The 22,959-nt window shown below is 43.1% G+C and carries 21 protein-coding genes and 1 pseudogene; 7 read left to right on the top strand and 15 right to left on the bottom strand.

Features of this window, described 5'->3' with window-relative positions; genetic code table 11:
- Positions 1-15: 15 nt before the first annotated feature.
- The gene (locus A8F94_RS13415; protein WP_441294194.1) at positions 16-762 is read right to left on the bottom strand and encodes a glucose 1-dehydrogenase; all 747 of its coding nucleotides are present in this window, start codon (positions 760-762) and stop codon (positions 16-18) included.
- A 199-nt stretch (positions 763-961) separates the two neighbouring features.
- The gene (locus tag A8F94_RS13420) at positions 962-1,156 is read right to left on the bottom strand and encodes a hypothetical protein (RefSeq protein WP_066201219.1); all 195 of its coding nucleotides are present in this window, start codon (positions 1,154-1,156) and stop codon (positions 962-964) included.
- A 339-nt stretch (positions 1,157-1,495) separates the two neighbouring features.
- On the opposite strand from A8F94_RS13420, the gene A8F94_RS13425 reads away from it, so the two are divergent.
- Positions 1,496-1,684: a YkvS family protein gene (locus A8F94_RS13425; RefSeq protein WP_066201222.1), complete on the top strand. Its 189-nt coding sequence runs from the start codon at positions 1,496-1,498 to the stop codon at positions 1,682-1,684.
- A gap of 497 nt (positions 1,685-2,181) precedes the next feature.
- Here the strand turns inward: A8F94_RS13425 and A8F94_RS13430 are convergent, their stop codons facing one another.
- Positions 2,182-2,850: an oxidoreductase gene (locus tag A8F94_RS13430; protein ID WP_066201225.1), complete on the bottom strand. Its 669-nt coding sequence runs from the start codon at positions 2,848-2,850 to the stop codon at positions 2,182-2,184.
- A 156-nt stretch (positions 2,851-3,006) separates the two neighbouring features.
- Here A8F94_RS13430 and A8F94_RS13435 point away from each other — a divergent pair, with 156 nt between their 5' ends.
- Entirely contained in the window at positions 3,007-3,618 is a 612-nt protein-coding gene (locus A8F94_RS13435) for a CPBP family intramembrane glutamic endopeptidase (protein WP_066201228.1), read from the top strand.
- A 36-nt stretch (positions 3,619-3,654) separates the two neighbouring features.
- Here the strand turns inward: A8F94_RS13435 and A8F94_RS13440 are convergent, their stop codons facing one another.
- Positions 3,655-4,701: a YkvI family membrane protein gene (locus A8F94_RS13440; protein WP_066201230.1), complete on the bottom strand. Its 1,047-nt coding sequence runs from the start codon at positions 4,699-4,701 to the stop codon at positions 3,655-3,657.
- Between the two features lie 210 nt (positions 4,702-4,911).
- On the opposite strand from A8F94_RS13440, the gene A8F94_RS13445 reads away from it, so the two are divergent.
- Positions 4,912-7,071, top strand: a complete 2,160-nt coding sequence (locus A8F94_RS13445) for an ATP-dependent Clp protease ATP-binding subunit (RefSeq protein WP_066201233.1) — start codon at positions 4,912-4,914, stop codon at positions 7,069-7,071.
- 180 nt (positions 7,072-7,251) lie between these two features.
- On the top strand, positions 7,252-7,773 hold the full coding sequence (locus A8F94_RS13450) for a hypothetical protein (RefSeq protein WP_066201236.1): 522 nt from the start codon (positions 7,252-7,254) through the stop codon (positions 7,771-7,773).
- A gap of 70 nt (positions 7,774-7,843) precedes the next feature.
- On the opposite strand, the gene A8F94_RS13455 is transcribed toward A8F94_RS13450, so the two are convergent.
- Complete coding sequence (locus A8F94_RS13455; protein WP_066201239.1) at positions 7,844-9,538, bottom strand: M3 family oligoendopeptidase; 1,695 nt, start codon at positions 9,536-9,538, stop codon at positions 7,844-7,846.
- A gap of 269 nt (positions 9,539-9,807) precedes the next feature.
- A complete protein-coding gene (locus A8F94_RS13460) occupies positions 9,808-10,248 on the bottom strand; it encodes a MarR family winged helix-turn-helix transcriptional regulator (RefSeq protein WP_066201241.1) in 441 nt (146 codons plus the stop codon).
- A 254-nt stretch (positions 10,249-10,502) separates the two neighbouring features.
- Between A8F94_RS13460 and A8F94_RS13465 the strand changes: the two genes are divergently transcribed.
- Positions 10,503-11,726, top strand: a complete 1,224-nt coding sequence (locus A8F94_RS13465) for an MFS transporter (RefSeq protein ID WP_066201243.1) — start codon at positions 10,503-10,505, stop codon at positions 11,724-11,726.
- Positions 11,727-12,219: 493 nt separating this feature from the next.
- Positions 12,220-12,558 (top strand): zinc ribbon domain-containing protein YjdM, encoded by a 339-nt coding sequence (locus A8F94_RS13470; protein ID WP_066201246.1) that lies wholly within the window; start codon positions 12,220-12,222, stop codon positions 12,556-12,558.
- A gap of 341 nt (positions 12,559-12,899) precedes the next feature.
- Here the strand turns inward: A8F94_RS13470 and A8F94_RS13475 are convergent, their stop codons facing one another.
- Positions 12,900-13,427 carry a hemerythrin domain-containing protein gene (locus tag A8F94_RS13475; protein WP_254660854.1) on the bottom strand — a complete coding sequence of 176 codons (528 nt, stop codon included), beginning with the start codon at positions 13,425-13,427 and terminating at the stop codon, positions 12,900-12,902.
- Positions 13,428-13,634: 207 nt separating this feature from the next.
- Between A8F94_RS13475 and A8F94_RS13480 the strand changes: the two genes are divergently transcribed.
- Positions 13,635-13,976 (top strand): hypothetical protein, encoded by a 342-nt coding sequence (locus A8F94_RS13480; RefSeq protein ID WP_066201249.1) that lies wholly within the window; start codon positions 13,635-13,637, stop codon positions 13,974-13,976.
- A 425-nt stretch (positions 13,977-14,401) separates the two neighbouring features.
- On the opposite strand, the gene A8F94_RS13485 is transcribed toward A8F94_RS13480, so the two are convergent.
- The 8 genes and pseudogenes from A8F94_RS13485 to A8F94_RS13520 form a co-directional block, all read right to left on the bottom strand.
- The gene (locus tag A8F94_RS13485; RefSeq protein WP_066202419.1) at positions 14,402-14,686 is read right to left on the bottom strand and encodes a ferredoxin family protein; all 285 of its coding nucleotides are present in this window, start codon (positions 14,684-14,686) and stop codon (positions 14,402-14,404) included.
- Entirely contained in the window at positions 14,686-15,981 is a 1,296-nt protein-coding gene (locus tag A8F94_RS13490; protein ID WP_066201252.1) for an FAD-dependent oxidoreductase, read from the bottom strand. The genes A8F94_RS13485 and A8F94_RS13490 overlap by 1 nt, the downstream gene beginning before the upstream one ends.
- Positions 15,974-17,005 (bottom strand): electron transfer flavoprotein subunit alpha/FixB family protein, encoded by a 1,032-nt coding sequence (locus A8F94_RS13495; RefSeq protein ID WP_066201255.1) that lies wholly within the window; start codon positions 17,003-17,005, stop codon positions 15,974-15,976. Before A8F94_RS13495 ends, A8F94_RS13490 begins: the two co-directional genes overlap by 8 nt.
- A gap of 27 nt (positions 17,006-17,032) precedes the next feature.
- A complete protein-coding gene (locus tag A8F94_RS13500; protein ID WP_066201257.1) occupies positions 17,033-17,857 on the bottom strand; it encodes an electron transfer flavoprotein subunit beta/FixA family protein in 825 nt (274 codons plus the stop codon).
- A 394-nt stretch (positions 17,858-18,251) separates the two neighbouring features.
- Complete coding sequence (locus A8F94_RS13505; RefSeq protein WP_254660855.1) at positions 18,252-18,521, bottom strand: aspartyl-phosphate phosphatase Spo0E family protein; 270 nt, start codon at positions 18,519-18,521, stop codon at positions 18,252-18,254.
- A gap of 193 nt (positions 18,522-18,714) precedes the next feature.
- Entirely contained in the window at positions 18,715-19,293 is a 579-nt protein-coding gene (locus tag A8F94_RS13510) for a DUF2087 domain-containing protein (RefSeq protein WP_066201262.1), read from the bottom strand.
- A 207-nt stretch (positions 19,294-19,500) separates the two neighbouring features.
- Positions 19,501-21,796: pseudogene (locus tag A8F94_RS13515) on the bottom strand (thiamine pyrophosphate-dependent enzyme).
- Positions 21,796-22,809 (bottom strand): 2-oxoacid:acceptor oxidoreductase family protein, encoded by a 1,014-nt coding sequence (locus A8F94_RS13520; RefSeq protein ID WP_066201265.1) that lies wholly within the window; start codon positions 22,807-22,809, stop codon positions 21,796-21,798. The pseudogene A8F94_RS13515 and the gene A8F94_RS13520 overlap by 1 nt, the downstream one beginning before the upstream one ends.
- Positions 22,810-22,959 lie beyond the last annotated feature (150 nt).

Below are 22,959 nucleotides of genomic sequence, written 5' to 3' on the forward strand. Positions count from 1 at the left end.
TATGTATGTTTTTTTCTACTCTTCATACATCATCTTTTTTGTCATGCCTCCGTCAATCATCAAATTCTCTCCTGTAATGAAATCATTTAATGGGTCTGACAGAAAGAGGCAGGCACGAGCTATATCTTCAGGCTTTCCAACCCGTCCACTTACATGCTGGTTATGGTCGCGTTCTGACAGGGCCTGATAGTTACTAGTTTCAATCCAGCCGGGACTAATTGAATTGACTGTAATTCCATATACGCCAAGTGTCCTGGCAAGGGCGTGTGTCAAGGCTACAATCCCGCCTTTTGAAGCCGAATATGCTTCAGTGTCAGGTTCAGACATGAAAGCCCTCGTTGAAGCAATGTTAATGATTTTACCTCCTCCTTTGTCCTTCATCACCCGGGCGACTGCCTGTGAGCATAAGAAAACACTACGGAGGTTTGTGTTAATGACCTCATCCCATTCTTCAACAGTTAACTCAAAAAAGCTGCCGAAACTGGATATTCCTGCATTATTAATTAAGATGTCAATTTTTCCAAACTGGCGAACTGTCTTTTCTACAAGGATGGAAATGCTGCTTGCTTCTTTAACATCTGTTTCCAGAAAAACAGCTTTTCCTTGATTTCGTGTTAATTCCTTTGCTAACTCCATGCCTGTTTTTCCATCTATATCTGCTAATACAAGATCAGCACCTTCCTCTGCAAACATTCGGGCAATCCCCTTGCCAATACCGTTTGCAGAACCGGTAACAATGACGGTCTTCCCTGCAAATCTCAAAATGTCCCCTCCTTCATCCTTCATTCCCTAAGAATCGGGAACCGAGTTAAAGCATATTCCTTCTACAGCCGGATTTCGAGCTATCACTGGCAGCACAGCCCATATAAAGTAAGTTTTCCCAAAATTTCTATAACTACAATTTTACAGTTTTCAGTTATTCTTCTCAAGATTGCCATATAAATTATCGTCATGTTAAGCGTTAGCTTCGAGCTTCGCTAACATATTCATAAATCACATCTCCACCGCGCTGGGCTATTCCACGGAAATGCTTAAAGTCCTGCCTATGTACCAATACAGTTCTAAATGGCAAAAAATCCTCTTTGGTTACATAATACTCGGTGAGAACTCCATCACGAAGCTGATCTAGAATTTCATTTATTTCCTTTTCGTTCATACTGCCATCTTCCCCTTTCTTTAAACGAATAATAATCCTCCGCAGGATATCTGTCCAGTCTCCGATAATTCCGGGGAATTTTCAAAGAAAGATAGGTATTAGAAAGACTTTTTTTTGTACGAACATTGTTATTATGCTGGTTATGCGAGCATATTTATTACCTTAATGGCCTCATCATCAAAAAATTCATATTATTTAAAAAAGAAAGCCTTTACGTTTTAATATTTTTAGTGCAAACTGTTATTAAAATCTTATAGAAAGAAAGCATTTACTATCTGACATGGAAAAAACCTGTCAGAACGTATGCCAGTTAAAACGGGAGCAAAAGGAGAGAGACAGTTGAAAAGAGCAGAAGTGGGAAATGTGATTGAATTCCGCGGAGGACTTCAAGGTATTGTAGAAAAGGTTAATGAAAACTCAGTAATCGTCGACCTCACTTATATGGACAATTACCGGGATTTAGAGTTGGACCAGCGTACTGTCATTAACCATAAAAACTACAAAGTTATTAAAGAAAGCGCAAATTAATAGATAAGCAGAGGGTATCCCAAAGCATATTCCGGGTACCCTCTCTCATTTTAAAAACCTGTTTTCTAAAAGATTTTGTTTTTTATTGTTGTTGATTTCCGCTCCACAAAGGGAAGCTCCCAAGAGTAATCATCGCAGGGACAGGCGCTTTTTGCCTGTCACGAGGATGCTCGCTTTCCGCGGGGCAGGCGGTGAGCCTCCTCGTCGCTAAAGCGACTGCGGGGTCTCACCTGTCCCGCTTGTCCCGCAGGACGTTGAATAATCTTCCTGAAAAAGCACCGCAGGAGAAAATGCGTTTTTTGCATTTTCGAACGAGCTCACACCTTCCGCTCCAATCAACTGTTTACTTATCATCTATCTAATAGCAACAAAGTTTGCGAAAACAACCTTTTAAAAAAACTTCTCCTTCAATGTTTCCGTTATGTTCTCTAAAAATGAGGATATCATTTACAGGCAAACTGCTTTCTGCAAACAACTACTCGCAATGTGTTTTGTTACTATACTTCCATATTGCCAAGCCGGACGATTTGATCAGATTCAATAACCTGTAACCCTCTATTTGTTTCGAGTGCTGTTTTGGCCATTGCTTTCGCTACAATATGCCCCTGGACAGGTGCATATTTTACAAGTTTTCCAGACAAAATCGCCGAAAACGGACGGGTAATCCATTCCGCGATTTTTTCACCAACCCTGAATTCCTCCCTTTCCCCAAGCAAAAGGGAAGGCCGAAAAATAGATGTAGTTTCGTAAGGAAATTCGCTTAACGTTTCTTCCAATTCTCCCTTAACCCTGCTATAGAAAAACCGGGAGTCTTTGCTTGCCCCCATCGAGGAGATAACCAGAAATTGTTTCGCCCCTTTTTCGAGCCCCAGTTTTGCCGCCTGAACCGGATAGCTATAATCGACTTTCCGGAAAGCTTCCTGCGAACCAGCCTTTTTAATTGTTGTCCCAAGACAGCAAAATAGGTCATCCACCTCGAAAATCTCCTTATGGATGTCCATTTGGTCCATGTCAATGACATATTCCTTCACTTTTGGGCTGGTAAACCCTCCAGGCCTCCTCAACAAAAGCCGCAGCTCCGAATACTCCTCCATAGATGCCAACACATGTACGAGCTTTCTTCCAACTAGCCCAGTAGCTCCAAGGATTAGTGCACTTTTTTTCATACAAACCCTCCTTAGACTCAACTATACTGCTCCTGAAATTGTTTGCCAACTTGCATGCTAAGGAGGGTATAGGGGATACTGCTTAATGGTATGTCTTTCATGAGTCCGAAGAGTTTGTTACAATAGGCTCATTGCAGAAAGGAGCCTGACGTTTTAATGCCTTTAGAAAAAATAGATTTCCGCCTGCTTACAGGTTTTTTACTCGCTCATTTACTACTCTTTTTTACATTTCAGGATAGAGATATTTTTTGGTACATATTCTCGGCATCGCTGTTATTTTTAACCATTTGGACGATTTGGCAGGAAGATGTCGATGATTCTATATCTTTTAGTGAATACATGGGTTATGGACTAATCTCAGGTTTTGCTCTTTTTGGTTTGTTTTATGTTGGAGACATGCTGTTCGATATACTCGGTTTACCTTTTAGAGATAATATTTCCAAGTTATATAGCTGGTTTGCCCCAAAGCAATTTTGGCATTATATCGCCCTGATTCTGATAGCAGCACCAGGCGAAGAATTATTTTGGAGGGGATATGTCCAGAAGAGGCTGCTAAAAAGCATTTCTCCACTAGCAAGTATCTTTGTCTCCTCGATTATGTATGCATCTGTCCACATTTATTCGAATGAATTCATTCTTGTGTTTGCTGCTTTTGTATCTGGACTGGCATGGGGCCTTTTATATGCCTGGAAAAGAAGCATGCCTCTCGTCATTGTTTCCCATCTCGTGTTTGATTTAATGTTATTTGTTTTCTTGCCACTAAATTAAAGCATCCGCCCTGGATTTCCGGGGCGGATTTTTAGCTTACTTTTTATTGACCTTAAGAGGCTTGTTCCATAAAAGGACAAGGAAAGCAAGGCTAACATATCCGAACAAGGGATATAAAATGGAAAGAAGTGTGCCGTAATGGATAAGACTTGCACCATATGAGACAGCAAATATGGCCGCTGTTATTGCTAGTGGATGTAAAGGAATGTATTTTCTTAATTGGCGCTCAAGCCCGTAAATATTGCCTATCACTGATGTGAAAATTTCTGAATAAACGATCCCGATAAAAATCCAATGTAAACCTGCTGCCAATTTTCTCATTACAGCGGCCATTGGGATATCATATCGCTCATAGCCCGGGAGCATAACAAGCGTCAAATGGCTTGATATAAGGATCAGTGTCAAAGCAACACCACCAATGATGCCGCCCCATTTTATTGTCCAATCATCCCGCACTTCCATAGCAATCGGGACAAGAACCGCCTGGGAAAGCCCCAAATTAAAGGCGATATAAAGAAACGGAGAAATAAAACTCCTCCAGCTTCCTCCTTCTTCAGTCAATCGAAAAAAAGCCTCTTTCACCCCAGGATTCCCGAGCGTCAAAACCATAAGGAACAAACTGAATGCTATCATCGCTGGTACAATGAATGTATTAACTGCAAACAATCCCTTTGTTCCAACCGCCATCACAATGACGGATAATCCAATAGTAAGCAAAACTCCATAATGGCTTGAAACTCCTATTTGCTCTTCGAACACTGCCCCTGCCCCGGACATCATTACAGATGTGACACCTAGCAGCATTAAAAGCATTAGGACATTGATGACCTTGGCAGCAAAAGGACCAAATAAATATTCATTAAACTCTTCGTACGTTTCTGTTTTTGCATGGGCAGCCAGCCTCATCAACTTTGACCCCATTGCAACAAGCAAATAGCCGCTCACCAAAATCCCCAGGAAGCCAATAAACCCGTAGCGAGTAAAAAATTCAACTATTTCCCTTCCAGTCGCAAATCCAGCCCCAACGACTGTTCCGACATATACAGCGGCGATTTGGAAGGCCCCTGTCCAATTTCGTTTCAAGAAGACATCCCTCCCCATTAAACTATATGGGAATTAGGACAAACCATTCCTAACTTCAAAACTTTATATCATAAAAACCTTCCAACAATTGCCACTAGTTTTAATGTGTTTTTTTAAGCAAAACACTTGAATGTCAAAGAAGGTCAAAGTATACTAAGAAACAGAAAGGTCAAAGTTAGTCAAAATCAAACTTTCGGGGAGGCAGATAGTATGCTTTGCCAACAATGTAAACATAACGAAGCTACAATCCAACTTAAATTAAATGTGAATGGCATAAGAAAAGATTTAACATTATGCCACGATTGTTATACAAAGGAACGCCAGGCAATGGCAAGTGCGTTCGGGCCATCTTCTGGTACACCTTCATCCTTCTTCAACTTCAATTATCCGCCTTTTGGCGGCCAGGATATTCCCGCACAAGGATTCACTCCTGGGCAGCAAACGAAAAAGGCAAAAAGCGGCAATGGGTTCTTTGACCAATATGGCCGTAATTTGAACCAGGCAGCCAAAGCCGGCCTAATCGATCCAATTATCGGCCGTGATGAAGAAGTTGAGCGGGTTATTGAGATTTTGAACAGACGGAATAAAAATAACCCCGTCCTGATTGGGGCACCAGGCGTAGGTAAAACCGCAATAGCTGAAGGACTTGCCTTAAAAATAGTCGAGGGAAATGTTCCTTCAAAACTTGCAAATAAAGAAATTTACTTGCTTGATGTTGCATCGCTTGTTTCCAATACCGGCATCCGCGGACAATTCGAAGAGCGCATGAAGCAGATGATTTCCGCACTTCAGGAAAGAAAAAACATTATTTTGTTCATCGATGAAATTCATTTGCTGGTCGGTGCAGGCTCAGCAGAAGGATCAATGGATGCAGGCAACATCCTGAAACCGGCACTTGCCCGCGGCGAAATGCAGCTTATTGGTGCGACAACACTAAAGGAATATCGCCAAATCGAAAAGGATGCCGCTCTTGAACGAAGATTCCAGCCAATCCATGTTCATGAACCATCTGTTGAAGCGGCAATTGAAATCTTGAAAGGCATCCAGCCTAAATATGAAGCGTTCCATGAAGTTGCATATTCTGAGGATGCGGTTCGTGCTTGTGTTCAGTTGTCACACCGTTACATCCAGGATAGGTTCCTGCCTGATAAAGCCATTGACCTTCTTGATGAAGCAGGCTCGAAACTAAACCTTGTATCAGGAAGTATTTCTTCAAAAGAGGATATTGATGCGAAACTTAAAGCAATTGCTTTTGAGAAAGAAAAGGCATTAAATGAAGAGAATTATGAACGCGCAGCTGAACTCCGTGACGAGGAAGCTAAGCTTGAGAAAATGCTCATTGACGCTAAACCAACCAACCGCCCTGTTGTCGGGGTAAGCGATATCCAGGCAATCATTGAAAAGAAAACAGGCATTCCAGTCGGCAAGCTTCAAGAGGATGAACAGAAAAAGCTGAAAAACCTTGAAGACTCAATTGCCCGGAAAGTCATCGGACAGGAAGAGGCTGTTAAAAAGATTGCAAAGGCTATCCGCAGAAGCCGTGCGGGGCTGAAAGCAAAGCAGCGCCCGATCGGTTCATTCCTGTTTGCAGGGCCAACCGGTGTAGGTAAAACCGAACTGACAAAAACACTTGCGGAGGAACTCTTCGGTACCAAGGATGCCATGATTAGGCTTGATATGAGTGAATACATGGAAAAACACAGTGTATCGAAGCTGATTGGATCACCTCCAGGTTATGTAGGCTTTGAAGAAGCAGGCCAGCTGACTGAGAAGGTTCGCAGGAATCCTTACAGCATCATCCTGCTTGATGAAATAGAAAAAGCCCACCCTGATGTACAACACATGTTCCTTCAAATCATGGAAGATGGACGCTTGACCGACAGCCAGGGCCGCACCGTTTCCTTCAAGGATACTGTCATTATCATGACTACCAACGCTGGAGCAGGCTTCAGGCCAATTCATGTCGGGTTTGGAAACAGCAATCAAAGCAAGGAAACCGGTCTGCTGGAATCCCTTGGCGGATACTTCAAACCTGAATTCCTGAACCGCTTTGACAGCATTATTGAATTTACACAGCTTGAAAAAGAACATCTCCTGCAAATTGTCGATTTGATGATTGCAGAATTGAATGAAGCACTTGCTGAACAAAACTTGTCATTGACTATTACTCAGGAAGCTAAAGGCAAACTGGCCGATCTTGGCTATCATCCGGCATTCGGGGCACGTCCTTTAAGAAGGGTTATTCAGGAACAACTGGAAGATAGGATTGCTGACCTGATCCTTGATGAGCCAGATACAAAAGAAATCGAAGTCGTTTTGGCTGGAAATGAAATTTCATTACGAGTGCAATCTCAAGCCCAGGTCAACTAATCAAAAGATACTGAATTAAGCCCTTCACTTTTGGTGAGGGGCTTTTTATCCTTAACAACTGTCATGCTGTTTTTCACTTCTGAAGAAAATGTCCTTCAATTCACCCCTTGTTTTGCTTATTATTTCCATATAAACTAAAATGACAAAACCAAATGAAGAACATATTTGGAGGTATACCTTATGAAAAATAAACTACCACCAATATCTTTTCCTTTTCCCTTAGATAGCCAGAAGCACCCTTTTGATATGAATGCGAAGGGTAGATATTTTATTTATGCAAGCGGTTTTTCTTTTCTTGCTGAGAATCCAGAACATTTATCATTAAATGGCCCATGTTTTCACAAAATAAAGGAAGTCATACCAATGGGCTATAAAACCATCTCTGTCAATGAACGAGTGGCTTTCATTATGGATGGAGAAATTCTAAAGGAAGAAATGGAAGTTCCTGACCAAAACGAAACAAGAGAAATTTTCAAAGACAGATCGGATGGCTACACAATCTATAGCAATACTAAAATTTATTTTAAGAAGTATGATGCGTTCGCAGATAAACTTTCCAAGAATGATAACTGGGGTTATTGGGATACAATCTGGGAGAGTAAACAGGATGCTGTAAACCATGCGATAACTGTATCGGAACAGGACCGCGGCCTTAACTTGTTATTGGTATGCAGAGTATTGGATTCTATGAATTGGCATTAAGGCAAGGAAATGAATCTCAAGCAACAAAAAAGAAGCCAGGACTTCATTCCCTGGCTTCTTTTTAAAGTTATTAAAGCTTCTTATCATCCACTGATTCAAGCCAATTTTCAATTACGCCGACTACGGATTGTACACAGCCATCTTCGAACGGGGAAATCAAGCCGGCTTCCTTGACAAGCCCAAGGAATGACTGGCTCCCTCCAAGCGAACATAAGTGGAGATAATCCTTCCACGCTGCCTCCATGTTCTCCTGGGATTTTTTCCAGAATTGGAACGCACAAATCTGGGCAAGCGTATAATCAATGTAGTAGAAAGGAGAATTATAAATGTGGCCCTGGCGCTGCCAGAAGCCGCCCCTATTCAGGTAATCATTTTCCTCATAGTCCTTGTGAGGCTGATATTTCTTCTCAATCTTACGCCATTGGGCTTTTCTTTCTTCCGGAGAAGCTTCAGGGTTTTCATATACCCAATGCTGGAACTCATCGACAGAAACACCATACGGAAGGAAAAGTAATGCATCACTTAAATGCTGGAACTTGTATTTTTCAGTATCTTCCTTGAAGAAAAGCTCCATCCATGGCCATGTGAAAAATTCCATGCTCATCGAGTGGATTTCACACGCCTCGTACGTTGGCCAGTAATATTCAGGGACTTGGAAATGGCGGCTGGAATACACCTGGAACGCGTGTCCCGCTTCATGTGTAAGAACGTCAATATCTCCGGAGGTCCCATTAAAGTTCGAGAAAATAAACGGTGCCTTGTAATCTTCGATATAAGTGCAGTATCCTCCGGAAGCCTTGCCTTTTTTCGCGACAAGGTCCATTAGGTTATTTTCCCTCATGAATCGAAAAAATTCTCCTGTTTCAGCTGACAGCTCATCGTACATTTTTTGCCCATTTTCATTAATCCATTCAGGGCTCCCTTTTGGCGCGGGGTTACCGGAAGTATAGCTGAACCCTTCATCATAATAATAAAGTTTATCAACACCAATCCGTTCTTGCTGTCGGGATTTAAGCTTTGATGCAATGGGAACAATATACTCTTCTACTTGCTTCCTGAAGCCAGCAACCATCTCCGCATTGTAATCGGTTCGGTACATCCTGAAATAGGCTAGCTCCACAAAGTTCTTGTAGCCAAGTTTATGGGCAATTTCAGTCCTAACCTTTACAAGATTATCATAGATGCGGTCGAAGCTTTTCTCATTGCTGCTAAAGAATCCAAATTTCGCCTCGCTTGCGCTTTTTCTTGTATTTCGGTCAACCGACTCAATAAATGCATCCAGTTGTGCAAGAGTGCGTTCTTCCCCTTCAAATTCAATTTTTGCTGAAGCAATGAGCTTCGTATATTCAGTCACAAGCTTATTTTCCTTTTGTAAAAGAGGAATGATTTCCGGCTTGAAAACTTTCAACTGCGCCTCCGCTAATGCGAATAACTGTGGCCCGAACCGCTTCTCAAGCTCCGTCCTGAACTTGGAACTGACCAGTGCCTCATAATACCTTGTTACAAGCCCTTCAAGCTCGGGCCCGACTTCATCCATAAAATCTTGTTCGGCTTTATAGAACTCATCCTCGGTATCAATGGAATGGCGCACAGATACTAGCGTGACCATTGTACTGACCTTGTTCCTCAATTCATTAATTCTGTCCATCGCCCGAATTTGCCTGTCAGCACTATCGGAGTTGATGAATTCATTCAGCGCCGCTTCGAAAGTTTGCTTTGCTTCATCCAGATTCGGCCGGACATATGTATATTCCTCAAATTTCAAATTGGTCCCCTTCTCTCTGTTTAGTATCCTTATAGTTTCTACATGAGCAATCCATTTTCCTTCAAATTCAGAAAAGTCTTGCAGAAACCATTATAGCATCTCCTGTTATTGCCGTAAAAAATCGTTGCTATAAGATAGTATTCATAACTTTGTTGAAGGACATTCCAATGTACGCTTCGGAAGATAAATAACAGTCTTAGCGATGAAGTTTAGGATAAGGCAAAAAAGACGGCAAATATCAAATATCTGCCGTCTCTTTTTGCCTATACTTAGTATTTCCCGGATGGTATACCCAATCTCTTCAAAAGGTCGATGGCCTGGCTGCGCTCTTCCTCAGAAATACGTGACATTATTTCGTGTATATTTTGTTCATGGCTTGGGAATACCTCTTCGATAAAACTTTTACCCTTATCTGTGATTTGCGCAAACGTAACCCTTCTGTCAGTAGGGCAGGCAACGCGCTGAAGCAGCCCTTTTTGCTCCAATTTGTCAACTACATACGTGATGCTTCCGCTCGCTATCAGGATTTTACTTCCAATTTGCTGCATTGGCTGGTCGCCTTTATGATAAAGAAGTTCAAGAACAGCAAATTCAGTTGGATTTAATCCATTCTCTTGGATAAGCTTGTTTACTTGCTCGTTAATTGCTTTAAAGGCCCTTGATAGAACAATATATAGCTTCAGCGATTGTGCAACAGAGTCTTTTTCCATTATAATCATCCTTTGTTGTTTAATGTACGTATCTCGAATTCAAGATAATTATAATAAATTTGACTTGTACTGTCAAATCACGGTAGTAGAAAAACTGGCATCACCCAGAATTGTCGGCGAATGCCATAGTTGTTCTTATTTGTTAGAATTGTATAGACCTATACTTGCCTATTAGCAAATAAACAGTTATTCCATCTTTGTGATTTTAGGATTATTCTATAGTTATAGAATTAGACAGAGGAGTTCGGTATATCATGACTACACAGGCTGCATCTGCCGTTAAGAGACAAACTGCCCCCGAGGCGACTACTTACAGAATTTTATTCGTTATTAGCATTTGCCATTTATTGAATGATGCAATTCAGTCGGTTGTACCTGCTATGTTTCCAATCCTGGAGAAGTCACTTGGCTTAAGTTTTACACAGCTTGGGCTAATCGCCTTTTCCCTTAATATGATTTCCTCTGTTATGCAGCCTGTTGTCGGGCAGGCTACTGATAAGAGGCCCCTTCCGTACGCGCTTCCGATAGGGTTAGCCTCTTCAATGGCGGGTGTCCTGGGGCTTGCCTTTGCACCAAACTTTGCGCTAATAATACTTTCGGTCATCTTTATAGGGATTGGTTCTGCTGTCTTCCATCCGGAAGGATCAAGGGTCGCATACATGGCTGCCGGACCGAGAAGAGGTCTTGCCCAATCAATCTATCAGGTAGGCGGAAATTCCGGGCAAGCCCTGGCCCCTTTGATAACCGCTCTCGTGCTGGTGCCTTTCGGGCAAAAGGGGGCTGCCTGGTTTGCTATTGTCGCCGGACTCGCTGTCCTTCTGCTCGTTTATATTGCACGGTGGTATACAGGCAGACTTGAAAGCGCAAAAAGGGCATTGGGCGGAAAAAAACGGGCTGAGGTTCATTCCAAGCCCCTGTCTAGAACTGTAAAGCTTGCTTTATTGTTTATCCTGCTGCTAATTTTTGCGCGTTCCTGGTATATTTCTGGAGTTACGAATTTCTATGCGTTTTTTGCAATTGAGAAATATGGATTCTCGATTCAGGAAGCCCAGTATCTGCTTTTCTCATTTCTGGTAGCTGGTGCTATAGGTACATTTTTCGGCGGCCCGCTTGCTGACCGTTTCGGGAGAAAAAAGGTGATAGCCGGGTCTATGCTTGCGGCTGTCCCTTTTTCAATCGCTATTCCATTTCTGCCTCCATTGGCTGCCTTCCTATGCCTGCTAATTAATGGATTCATTTTAATGACGAGCTTTTCTGTCACAGTCGTCTACGCCCAAGAACTTGTCCCGGGGAAAATCGGCCTCATGTCTGGTCTAACTGTCGGCCTTGCTTTTGGAATGGGCGCGATTGGATCAGTAGGACTCGGATATGCTGCCGATTGGGCAGGCTTGAAGGAAATGATTACAGCGTTAGGGTTCCTGCCTTTATTGGGGCTAATCTCGCTGTTATTGCCGCCAGATGAAACTGTGTCGCAATGAAACGTGAATTAAATTATTTTAAAAGGTTTGTCGACTATGCCTAAGTTAACAGACAAAGAGGGGGTTTGGGATGGTCTCATTCCGAACCCTTTTGAATTCTAGAATCTTCCTATAAAAATAAACTCTCTCAAATATACTGTTAGGCCATGTCTGGACTTCTCCATATCCAGTTGGCCAACTTCTTCCCGTTCGAGGAAGCGAAAGTAAGCAGAATACTTCAGTACTTCACCTGCAGTGCACAAATTATTTTAAAGGGAATTCAATAACACTTCATATAATTCGGGATCAATTATGGAATAGAAATACTACAATTTATTATTTAATTGAGAATGCCAATATACTTTTGCCTTCTATTGAAAAAATAACATGGATCGATGGACTGAATCCTTGCTGCTAAAAAAAGGTGGGTGTTTGTTACCTGTAAATCATATATAATTTTAGATGTTAAGCCCGTTCCAATAATAGAAAAGAATGAATATGGAGGAAAAGATTGATGGATAAACTGCCTAACTGCCCGAAATGCAATTCTGAATATACATACGAAGATAGCCCAATGCTTGTTTGCCCGGAATGCGGACATGAATGGACACTTGAATCCGAAGCGGAAGAAAATGAAGAAAAGGTATTCAAGGATGCGAATGGAAACATTCTGCAGGACGGGGACACTGTTTCTGTGATCAAAGACCTTAAAGTAAAAGGCAGCTCATCTGTATTGAAGCAAGGAACAAAAGTGAAAAACATCCGCCTAATAGACGGAGACCACGACATAGATTGTAAAATCGAAGGCTTCGGGCCAATGAAGCTGAAATCAGAGTTTGTCAAAAAAATCTGATTGACTGCCCCTGAAGCATGTAATCCTGTGCAGCATATTGAAAGCCAAATCGGCCAAATAGTTGTGGGAATTGCCAGATATAGAATCACTCGAGATATCTGATTTCTTTCAAAGGAAATATTAAAAATTCTTTTAATTTTTTTGTTAATTGAGTGGTTTTCCTCGGGAACCATAGTCTGTATTGACATCGTTTCATCCTCTACTTATGTGAAATGTTGCCAAGGGCGTGAAATGGCAGTACATTAGATTTTAGCAATACGTTGCAACAAAAAAGGATGGTAGCTAACCAGTCACCTGGCAGGCCCATCCTTTAGTTTCGCTATTTTATTAGGGTAATCCTTCTAAATTTCCTGGATGCGGCGATGAAGTTCGGACTTTTCATCTTCCGAGAGCATCCGCTGTGCCATTGGGAACAGTACATTTTCTTCCTTGGCAAAATGCTCTGTCAAAGTATAGTATGCTTCTTTGATTTTATTGGCAAGTACTATGATTTCTTCAATCGTAAAATTTTTATCCTCATTCCCTGTTGCAGCAAGATAATTGCCAATCAGTGCTTTAGCCCGGTCATGCTCGTATTCCATGACAGCAATCGGCCCTGAAGTACGGCCAATATACTGTTCCATCATTTCAAACAAGACACCCTCTTCCCTGTCCGAATGAGGGCCAAGATCGGAAATAAATTCCTGGGTCTTACTTGTTAATCCTTTGAAGTTTTCTTGAACCTCAACTTCCGCTTCAATCAGATTAACCAGCTTTAGTAACCCTTCAAGTTGGGCCAGTAGAGGAGGATGCTCATTTTTCAATTGCTCCAATCCCTCACACAATTCAACTGTTCCCATACCTCTTAATGCACTCATACACCCGCTCATTTTATTTACCCCTTCCTACATAGTGTTTTGATTTGATTTTAGTATAAGCGGCTCAGTATGCATCTGTTGTGATGAACGTCACTAGACAGAAAAACGTCACAAATACCCTGTTCGAGTGAAATTTTCAAAAAACTTTAACATTTTCTTAAACATTTCTATAAGGACAGCACATATAATTTAGGTAAGACCTTAAAGGGAGGGACGAGGATGAATTTTCCATATTACAGAGAGTTTTACCCAACTGCAATGATGCAGATTGGCGCTAATGATTCAGCCATCTTAAAAGACACATGCTTTGGAGGTACTGAATCCACCCATTGGCTGATTGCCCTGCAAGAGGAAAAAATTGAGCTTCCGGAAGATTATTGCCATTGGAAGGTTGTTGTTTATACAGCGGATGCTGACGGCGCCTTTAATTGGGAGATGCCTTATTACACATCGTCTTTGTTCGATACACTTGAGTCCGCAATTGAACTTGCCCAGCGTTATCAGCAATGTGGAAGTAACGACCAGCTTTGTACAATGGAACAAAATACAAAAATAAGTTAAACCCTCAGTGTTTTCCCCTTCATGCTTCACCTCTTTTAACCTCCATTGTGAATTCCTATACATAGCTTGAAAATAGTGTAAACACTCCCAATTTAAAATTCAAATCTTTTTCTCCATTATTTGACGATCAGCGGAGACAGAAAGCGAGACAAAGTGTCCTGTTAAAAGTTCGTTCAATTTAATCAACGCCAGACACGAGTCCATTTGTCCACTAAACCGTTGTTCGTAGATTAATCGGCGCTCGTCACGAGCCCATTTGTCCACTAAACCGTTGTTCGCGCATTACCGTCGGTAAACACGAGGGACACAGTCCACTATTTTAAGACTAATTTAAATTGACACTGTTTAAGGTTAACCAAGAACCTTATCTTACAAAGAAAAGCTGCCCAAATGGACAGCTCTTGTCATAACTTCTATTCAAATTTCTATGCGAGCCTAAAGACAATTCCGTGGCCGCCCTTTGGGTATTCCCATTTAATATTTTGGTATGGGCAGCCAATCCGGCAGCTGCCGCATTCATGGCAGCCTTCATAGCCTACCTGCATCCGTGTCCCTTCCCACTTATACACCTCGGCAGGGCAGAATACGGTACATAGTTTATCCGGGCATTTTGTCGCACAAATGTCTGTGTCCAAAACGGTCAAATGGGATTTTGTATCACATTTGAAGCGAAGCAGATATTGTTTTTCTTCGAGTGTTTTAGTTGACATTATTTCACCGCCTTCCATGCACGATAGACATCCTGAAGCACCTTGAACGTACCGCGTTCACTGGTGATGCTCTTCATGATTTCTTTTTGCTTGTCGCGTTTAGGGGTACCATCAACTGTGAAGAATTTGCTCATCGCCTGGTTCATCATTGGTACATATTCCTTAAAATATTGCGGGTACTTTTCAAATGTATGCGCCGCATCCTTGTACTTTTCCAAGTCCTTCATAATAAAGCTTCCATACAGGGCGTCACGGTAGCTATTCAAGCTTGCCTCGCTATAATTATCGCGGGCTTTCGCCTGGATAATTGCCTCAGCAGCCAACTTTCCTGAATACATCGCCATATTTGACCCCTCGCGATGGATGGCATTGACCAGCTGGGCAGCGTCCCCTATTACGACCACACCATTGCCTGCTACCTTCGGAACCGACCTAAAGCCGCCTTCCGGAATCAAGTGAGCAAGATACTCCGCGGATTCCCCGCCTTCTAGCATCGGCCTGACCATCGGATGTGTCTTAAGGTAATCCAGCAGGTCATACGGTTTTAATTTTGCTTTAATCATGCTTGATAACGTAGTCCCTACACCAATGTTGAGGCTATCCTTATTTGTATACAAGAAAGCAGTTCCGAGATTTCCTTTAGTAGAATCTCCGAAGATTTCGATTGTACAGCCTTGGTTGCCTTCAAGATTAAAGCGGTCATTTATCTTATCTTTTGGAAGATTGATCACTTCCATAACAGTCAATGCCACTTCATCCGGGCGGAATTCCTTATGGAAGCCAAGCTGCTTTCCGAGCAGCGAGTTAACACCGTCAGCAAGGACGACCACGTCTGCGTACACATCCCCGTCCGGCCTGTCTGTTCGGACACCGACCACTTTACCGTTTTCAACAATGCACTCTGTTACAACTGTTTCATTGATTAGCAAAGTTCCCTGTTCGACAGCCTTCTGGGCAAACCATTGATCGAATTGGGCCCGCAAAACTGTAAAATTATTGTAAGGCTCCTGGGCCCATTCAAGGCCCTTATATCCAAAGGAAACAACTGATTCCTTATCCATCATCCAGAACCTTTGCTCAACGACAGGGCGCTCAAGCGGAGCCTCCTTCCAAAATTCAGGAATCAGCTCTTCTGTTTGCTTCCTATACAGCACGCCGCCCATGACGTTTTTAGCACCAGGATACTCACCCCGTTCAATCAGCAATACATTCAGGCCGCCTTTAGCACAGACTAACGCACAAGCAGTACCCGCTGGGCCGGCGCCGACTACGATTACATCAAACTTTTCAGGCATAACTGATTTCACCGCCCTTTTGATTCCGGATCTGTTTAAATTGCTCAGTCAGTTTAGGAACAATCTCAAGTGCGTCCCCTACAATTCCGTAAGTGGCCACATCAAAAATTGGTGCATTCGGGTCCTTGTTGATTGCAATAATCACCTCGGAGTTCTTCATTCCTACCACATGCTGGATTGCACCCGAAACGCCAATCGCAAAATAGATTTTAGGCGTTACGGTTTCCCCCGTCTGGCCTATTTGCAGTGAATGCGGGAGCCAGCCTGCTTCGACGACATCCCTTGTTCCGCCGACGGTCGCGCCTATCGTATCCGCGAGCTCGTATAGCATCTGGAAGTTCTGGTAATCTCCCATTCCCTTGCCGCCGCAAACGATGACATGGGCATCTGCGAGGTTTGCATTATTTGTTATGTCATTCACAATTTTAAGCACTTTTGTCCGCATTTCTTCTTCAGACAAATTAATCTTTTCTTCAATGATCCGGCCCGGCCTAGAAGAATCAGGTTCTAGCGCCTTCATTACCTTCGGCCTTACAGTTGCCATCTGCGGCCTATGTTTTTTACAAAGAATGGTTGCCATAATATTGCCTCCGAAAGCAGGCCGGCTAGCCTCGAGAAGCCTGTTCGAGAGGTCTACATCAAGCATCGTTGTATCCGCTGTGAGCCCTGTATTCAAATCCGTAGCCACAGCGCTGGCAAGGTCCTTCCCGTTTGGCGTAGCTCCGTAAAGAAAAATTTCCGGCTTGTATTTTTCAGCAAGCATGATGACGCCCTTCATGAATGATTCCGTACGATAATGTTTCAGGACAGGGTGGTCAATCACATACACTTCATCTGCTCCATGTGCAACCACCACTCGGGAGAGCGATTTTACCCCTTCCCCAAGTAAAACCCCTGCAAGCGGTACTTCGAGTTTATCAGCCAGTTTCCTTCCTGCTCCGAGCAGCTCCAGGGAAACTCCCTCAATATGCCCGTCTGCTGCTTCTATAAAAACCCAAACTCCTCTATAATCATCTAAATTCATCACAATCCTCCTATCCCATTCGGTGTTTTAATTTGCGGCAGTAGGCATCAGCAAATCTTTCTTCTCCATCAGCAAGCTCATAAGTTCACTGACCTGAGCATCGGGAGTGCCTTCAAGTTTCTTGCCGCCGTCCGGCTTTGGCGGTGTGAACATTTTTCCGACAATGGTGGGTGATCCTTTAAGCCCCAATTGTGTCCGGTCAACGTGTTCAAAATCACTGACTGCCCAAATGACAGGCTCATATCTGGCTGCTCTAATCATATTTGGCAGCGGTGAATACTCTATTTCATTGATTTCTTTTTCAACTGTCAGGAGGCACGGGAGCTGAGCCTGAATCAATTCATGCCCCTTTGTCTGTTTCCTTTTCAATAAAATCGTTTTTTCCTTCAAATTCACTTCAGGAACTTCAATGACATTTGTAACAGGCGGGATATCAAGTCTCCTTGCGATTCCAGGACCTACCTGGCCTGTATCGCCGTCAATGGCATGCTTGCCGCAAATGATCAGATCAATGGGCAGTTCCTTGCTGATTTTTTCGAGTGCTTTTGATAGGGCATAGCTTGTAGCCAATGTGTCCGCACCGGCAAATGCACGGTCCGATATTAAATAGCCCCTGTCAGCGCCAATTTCAACACTGCGTTTTATAACAGATGTCGCTTGCGGCGGCCCCATTGACAGAACGGATATTGTCCCCCCGGTCAATTTCCTGATCTTCACCGCTTCCTGGACAGCATGTGCGTCGTAAGGATTAAGGATAGCTGGGGCACTCCTTCGATCAAGCGTGTTTGTCTTCGGGTTAATCTTAATGATTTTTGTATCAGGCACTTGCTTCACACAGACAACAATATGCATGTACTTCCTTCCCTTCCTAAAAGATGAAAACGCTTTCCATTTTTAATATAAAATTGCATGTATTACGATATATGAACCGTAAGACAAGCATAGTACCACATAAGGATGTAAAACTTGATTACTAAGGCGGATGCTGCTTAAGGAAATACAAATTGTGCAGGTTTTAACATGTTGTAGTGGAAAAAATTATAACTTGGCCATGAGGAATAAAGAGAAAATTGCCGATACTTTAACTATAAAAAATATTTAAATCTATACAATGATATATGTCACACATAAACCCAGTTATTAATAATTTTTATGTGGGTTAGATGCAAATTAGATATAAATTTATTTACTAATTAAAAGGACCCTGCAAACCCTGCAGAGTCCTCAACTATTACTATTTACTTTTTCAGAAGCTGTTTTGAGTATTCAGCCTTGACGAAAGGGCAAAGCCAATTTCCTGGTTCCAGCTCCCGGTTATATCCCCAAACTCCTTGCCGGGGTTTTGCATCCTATTCCTGACTTTTTGATAAGCTACAATCAATTCATCAAGTTCCTGGCTATATCGAATGGTGTTTTCACTGGTAAATCCGCTCACATTAGCGGACTCAATCATCAGTTTACGTTTAGCCTGTATCTCACCCATCATTATGTCAGGTCTCCAGCTAACTTCTAACACTTCTAACCTTCCTCCAATTGTCTCTAATTTACTTTATATTGCCTCTTTGTTATGCCGCATCAAAAAAATTATGCCAGCGATTTGGGACAAAGTAAATAGAATCGCAAAACAAGACAAAACATTCTCCGTTTCGCTTTAAATCGACAAGGCCATTACACCTATTGGGCATCTGCTTGTTCTACGAGTAGAGTGTCTATTTCGCCCACATCTCCTCAGGGTTTAATTCATAGATGCTGTTCTCTCTATACATAAAGTGGTTTATGATAAATTCCCTTCTTATAGTGGCATAGTCCTCATGAAACTTTTTAATGTATTCATTTAGTTCCTTTTCTTTGTATTTCCGGCCTTTTTCCAACCCCTGCACAATATGCTCAAAAACAAACAGCTTTTTCTTCCGCTGTGCAGGAATACTTTTCAGTTTCCCCTCCTTGGTGAAGAAATTAGTAATAACCTTCTGTTTTTCAAGACTCGTATCAACCATTTCTGCCAGTTCCTCCCCTTTTTTCTCCAATAGTTGTGACAACACCTTGGCATGCTGCTTGATTGTTGATTCATTTAAATTAAAATAGATGGTATTTTTATCGCGCCGTTCATTAACGATTCCCACCTCACGCAGCTTTTTCAAATGGTGTGTAATGGTGGGAGGAGTAAGCCCAAGCTTGCCTGCAATAGCCTGGCCATGCAAAGGGCCCACAGATAGCAAGGCGGTTATCCTGATGCGGGTTGGGTCCCCCATAGCCTTGTAAAATGAAACAAGCCGATCCAGTTGCATTTTCATCATTCCTTATAGTTAGATAATTATCTAATTAGATATATACCAAATTCATCTGCTGCAGTCAATGGGTTTTTTTGCTGTCTCTCTAATCAACAGAAAAATTTAATATTAAAATCACCAATTCTTTAGTTAGTTTCTAATAATAATAATAAATTACAATGAAAAAAGCAGGCCGCTTTAGCCTGCTTTTTCTTTCATATTCAATTACAGCATCGGATGCTCGTCCTTAGCCTTGAGGCGCCGCCAGCGGTGTTCGATTTCAGCCTCGAAGGACTTGAGCAGTGCCTTGTTTTCCTCTTTCAAAAGATGCTTTGTTTTCCCCATATATTTCAGCCATTCAGAAGCTGGTACACGTTTATTCTTTGCCTCTGGATCATAGGTAATCGTTGTAATTCCCTGCTCTATCTCGTATAGCGGGAAGAAGCATGAGTTGACTGCCTGCTCCATAATCGTACTGCCATAAAGATCCTCCGACTTCCAGTTAAGCGGGCAGGTAATAAGGATTTTCCCATAGGCTGTGCCGACATTCTGGGCATACCACTGTGCTTTTGCGCCTTTTTTGACAAGGTCCTGCGGGAAGGCTTCCGTTCCGGTGAACACATATGGAATATTCGCCGCAGCCATCAGCTGGGCTGTATCTTTATGGTGGAACGACTTCCCTTTTTGTGTCTTGCCGACGCTTGTCGTGCTAGTCATATGGCCAAGCGGTGTCAATAGGACATTTGTGAACCTGTGTTCATATAGCCTTCATTGTCATATTCAACAATAATCAGTTTGTGACCGCGGAGCGCTGTTCCGATTGCGGAGCCCATCCCAATATCCATGCCTCCGTCCCCGGTAATCATGACAAAGGTAACATTGTCATCGATGTCGATTTCCCCGCGCTTTTGCATTTCAAAAAATGCTTCAACCGTTCCGGATAAGGTTGCAGCCCCATTCTGGAACAGGTTATGGATCATCGTCTGCTTATGGGAGGTATACGGATAGGCAGTTGTCGTTACATACGCACAGCCTGTCTGATAAAGGACGACAATATCCCCTTCAATCCCTTTAAAAAACAGTTCCAGCCCAGGGAATATTCCGCATCCCGGGCAGGCCCCATGTCCGGAGCCAAGCCGTTTCGGTTTGCCGGCAAGCGCCCGGAGCGGCGGAATTTTTACCTTCAGCTTGCCGGTGTCCTCATCCATCTTCACATCAATCAAGCCGGTTTTAAATGTTTCCCCATGCTGTGGTTCAATGACCTGTTTGGGAGGGCCTGTTCCGGATTTCCGGGAACAATTCCATAATAATTAAACGGTTTTTCAGCATAGCCTTTTTCCATTGCATTCAACGCTAAAGCAAAAAATGCTTCCGCATCATCGGCATAGAAATCCTTGCCGCCCAGGCCGAAAACTCTGCTTTGGACGATTGTCTTGTTTTCTTTATCCTCCTGAAGTGCAGATTTAATTTCATGAGTCAGGTTCGGCCCATGGGCACCGTAGGAATCTGCGCGCTCCCCAACGAGGAGAGATTTTACATTCCTGAGGGCTTCGCGAATTTCTTTTGCCGGGAAAGGCCTGATAATATTTGGCGAAATGATTCCCGCCTTGATTCCTTTCCCCCTCAGCCTGTCAACAACATCCTTCGCTGACTCGGCGGCAGAGTTTAGGAGGAATAAAGCAACCTCAGCATCTTCCATTCTATAAAGATCAAGAACTCCGTATTCCCTTCCCGATATTACGGCGTACTCGGCAGCTACTTCCCTGAACACTTCTCCAGCTGCATAAATGGCTTCGGATTGCTGGAAGTGGTTATTCATCAAGTCTTCCCCATTCATATGGGCACCAATTGTGACAGGTTTCTTCGGATCCCTGGCAAAATTGTAATCAGTTGGACACTCACCGACAAACTGCTGGACAACCGAGCGGTCCTTGAAATAATTGACTCTTCTCTTTTGGTGAGATGTCCAGAATCCATCATAAGCAACAATGACCGGCAGCCGGACCTTTGAATGCTCGGCAATTTTAAGTGCCATGATATTCATATCATAAACAGCCTGAGGAGTCCTCGCGGTCAGGATGACCCATCCAGTATTCAGTCCGTAATATAAATCGGAATGGTCCCCTCTGATATCAAGCGGTCCGCTGACTGCACGAGTGACAAGGTTCATGACCATAGGGAACCGTGTCCCGGCCTGGACTGGAAGCTGTTCAATCATATAAAGAAATCCGTTGGCGCTTGTGGCATTAAACACGCGTGCACCTGTGGCGGCCGCACCATAGCATATCCCTGCAGAACCGTGCTCCCCGTCAGCCGGAATCAGCTTTATATCATGCTCGCCCCTTGCTTTCATCATATCAAGATACTGGGCAACCTCTGTTGAAGGGGTAATCGGGAAATAGCCCATAATATGATAATTGATTTGGGCAGCCGCCATCGCAGCCATCTCATTTCCCGATTCGAATGTCAATGTTTGCTCAGGTTTTGCTGTAGTTTTCAATTCTTCTTCGATAATGGCCATTATAAAAGCCTCCCATCTGCATACGGAAAGTTCTGTTTCGTTCTGTTTGCTTTAGCATAGCCAATCATTTCGCGGAGATCTCCCAATGCATCAGTTGGACAAGCTTCCACACACTTTAAGCAGCCCTTGCAATATTGATAATCGATTCCCTTTAGAAACATCTGCTCGCGGCCGCGCTTATCGGCACCTTTTTCCCAAACAAAGCAGAAGTCCGGGCAGACTGTATCACAGGAAGCACAATGGATACAGCTCTCAAGCTTCAATTCTGGCAAAAAGCCCTGGCGGGAGCCGCTTAAGTCCTTGAGAATGCTGTTTGCAGGTGAAGGAATGACACCGCCCAGCTCCTGGGTCATATAGCCAAGCTTTGGCAGCGGGCGTGAAAATTTCTTTCCTTTTGCTCCATCTGGCACTTCGTATACTTTAAATTGAACTTCATTGTAACCGCGCTCGAATGTCCGAATATTCGGCTCTACAAGATGCGGATATTTTTTCTCGAAAGTTTTCCTGATTACGTTTTTCATAGAATCAGGGTCGAGGAAATCACAAATCCGGAATAACGCACCAAGCATCGCTGTATTAACTTTTGTCTTTTCTTCGACTGCAATGGTCAGTGCATCAACGATTGCGAGTGTTCCGTATTCAAACCTCAAATCCTTCTTAATTCCGTCAAAATCGCGCACGGAGTTGACGAGTACGATTCCGTTCGCATCGAGGCCGGAAACAACATCGACCATTTTGTATAGAGCCTCATGGAACACCCCAATTACATGCGGCTGCTCGATGGGACTGTGATCACGTATTTCAACGTCCGGCTCACAAAAGCGGATAAAGCTTTTGACAGGTGAGCCTTTTTTCTCAGAACCATAGGACGCAAAGTTCGATCCGTTAAGTCCAAGGCCAAGCACTCCAGCTTCAGCCAGCATTTTTCCTGCAAGGTTGGCTCCAAGTCCGCCTATTGATTCAAGGCGTATTTCAAAAAATCCCAGTTCATTTTGTTTCGGTAAGATTGACATGTTCTCCCCCCATAAACCTTATGTAAATTGCTGTGCCAGACAATGCTGGCGGTCCCCACCTTCCATTCTAGGCAAGCAACCAAATTTACGCTGTGACAAATGTTATACACAAGGAGGAAAATATTGAAACAGCTTTGATTTTTTCTTGAA

Origin of the sequence: Bacillus sp. FJAT-27225 (assembly GCF_001685025.1) — a bacterium.
Classification (GTDB): domain Bacteria; phylum Bacillota; class Bacilli; order Bacillales; family Cytobacillaceae; genus Bacillus_D.

Bases quoted from the DNA above. Each gene is read 5' to 3' on its own strand.
- A8F94_RS13465 (WP_066201243.1), top strand. From the start codon at position 10,503: ATGACTACACAGGCTGCATCTGCCGTTAAGAGACAAACTGCCCCCGAG.
- A8F94_RS13500 (WP_066201257.1), bottom strand. From the start codon at position 17,857: ATGCATATTGTTGTCTGTGTGAAGCAAGTGCCTGATACAAAAATCATT.
- A8F94_RS13495 (WP_066201255.1), bottom strand. From the start codon at position 17,005: ATGAATTTAGATGATTATAGAGGAGTTTGGGTTTTTATAGAAGCAGCA.
- A8F94_RS13475 (WP_254660854.1), bottom strand. From the start codon at position 13,427: ATGAGCGGGTGTATGAGTGCATTAAGAGGTATGGGAACAGTTGAATTG.
- A8F94_RS13520 (WP_066201265.1), bottom strand. From the start codon at position 22,809: ATGTCAATCTTACCGAAACAAAATGAACTGGGATTTTTTGAAATACGC.
- A8F94_RS13485 (WP_066202419.1), bottom strand. From the start codon at position 14,686: ATGTCAACTAAAACACTCGAAGAAAAACAATATCTGCTTCGCTTCAAA.
- A8F94_RS13490 (WP_066201252.1), bottom strand. From the start codon at position 15,981: ATGCCTGAAAAGTTTGATGTAATCGTAGTCGGCGCCGGCCCAGCGGGT.
- A8F94_RS13450 (WP_066201236.1), top strand. From the start codon at position 7,252: ATGAAAAATAAACTACCACCAATATCTTTTCCTTTTCCCTTAGATAGC.
- A8F94_RS13510 (WP_066201262.1), bottom strand. From the start codon at position 19,293: ATGCAACTGGATCGGCTTGTTTCATTTTACAAGGCTATGGGGGACCCA.
- A8F94_RS13445 (WP_066201233.1), top strand. From the start codon at position 4,912: ATGCTTTGCCAACAATGTAAACATAACGAAGCTACAATCCAACTTAAA.
- A8F94_RS13460 (WP_066201241.1), bottom strand. From the start codon at position 10,248: ATGGAAAAAGACTCTGTTGCACAATCGCTGAAGCTATATATTGTTCTA.
- A8F94_RS13435 (WP_066201228.1), top strand. From the start codon at position 3,007: ATGCCTTTAGAAAAAATAGATTTCCGCCTGCTTACAGGTTTTTTACTC.
- A8F94_RS13430 (WP_066201225.1), bottom strand. From the start codon at position 2,850: ATGAAAAAAAGTGCACTAATCCTTGGAGCTACTGGGCTAGTTGGAAGA.
- A8F94_RS13480 (WP_066201249.1), top strand. From the start codon at position 13,635: ATGAATTTTCCATATTACAGAGAGTTTTACCCAACTGCAATGATGCAG.
- A8F94_RS13470 (WP_066201246.1), top strand. From the start codon at position 12,220: ATGGATAAACTGCCTAACTGCCCGAAATGCAATTCTGAATATACATAC.
- A8F94_RS13420 (WP_066201219.1), bottom strand. From the start codon at position 1,156: ATGAACGAAAAGGAAATAAATGAAATTCTAGATCAGCTTCGTGATGGA.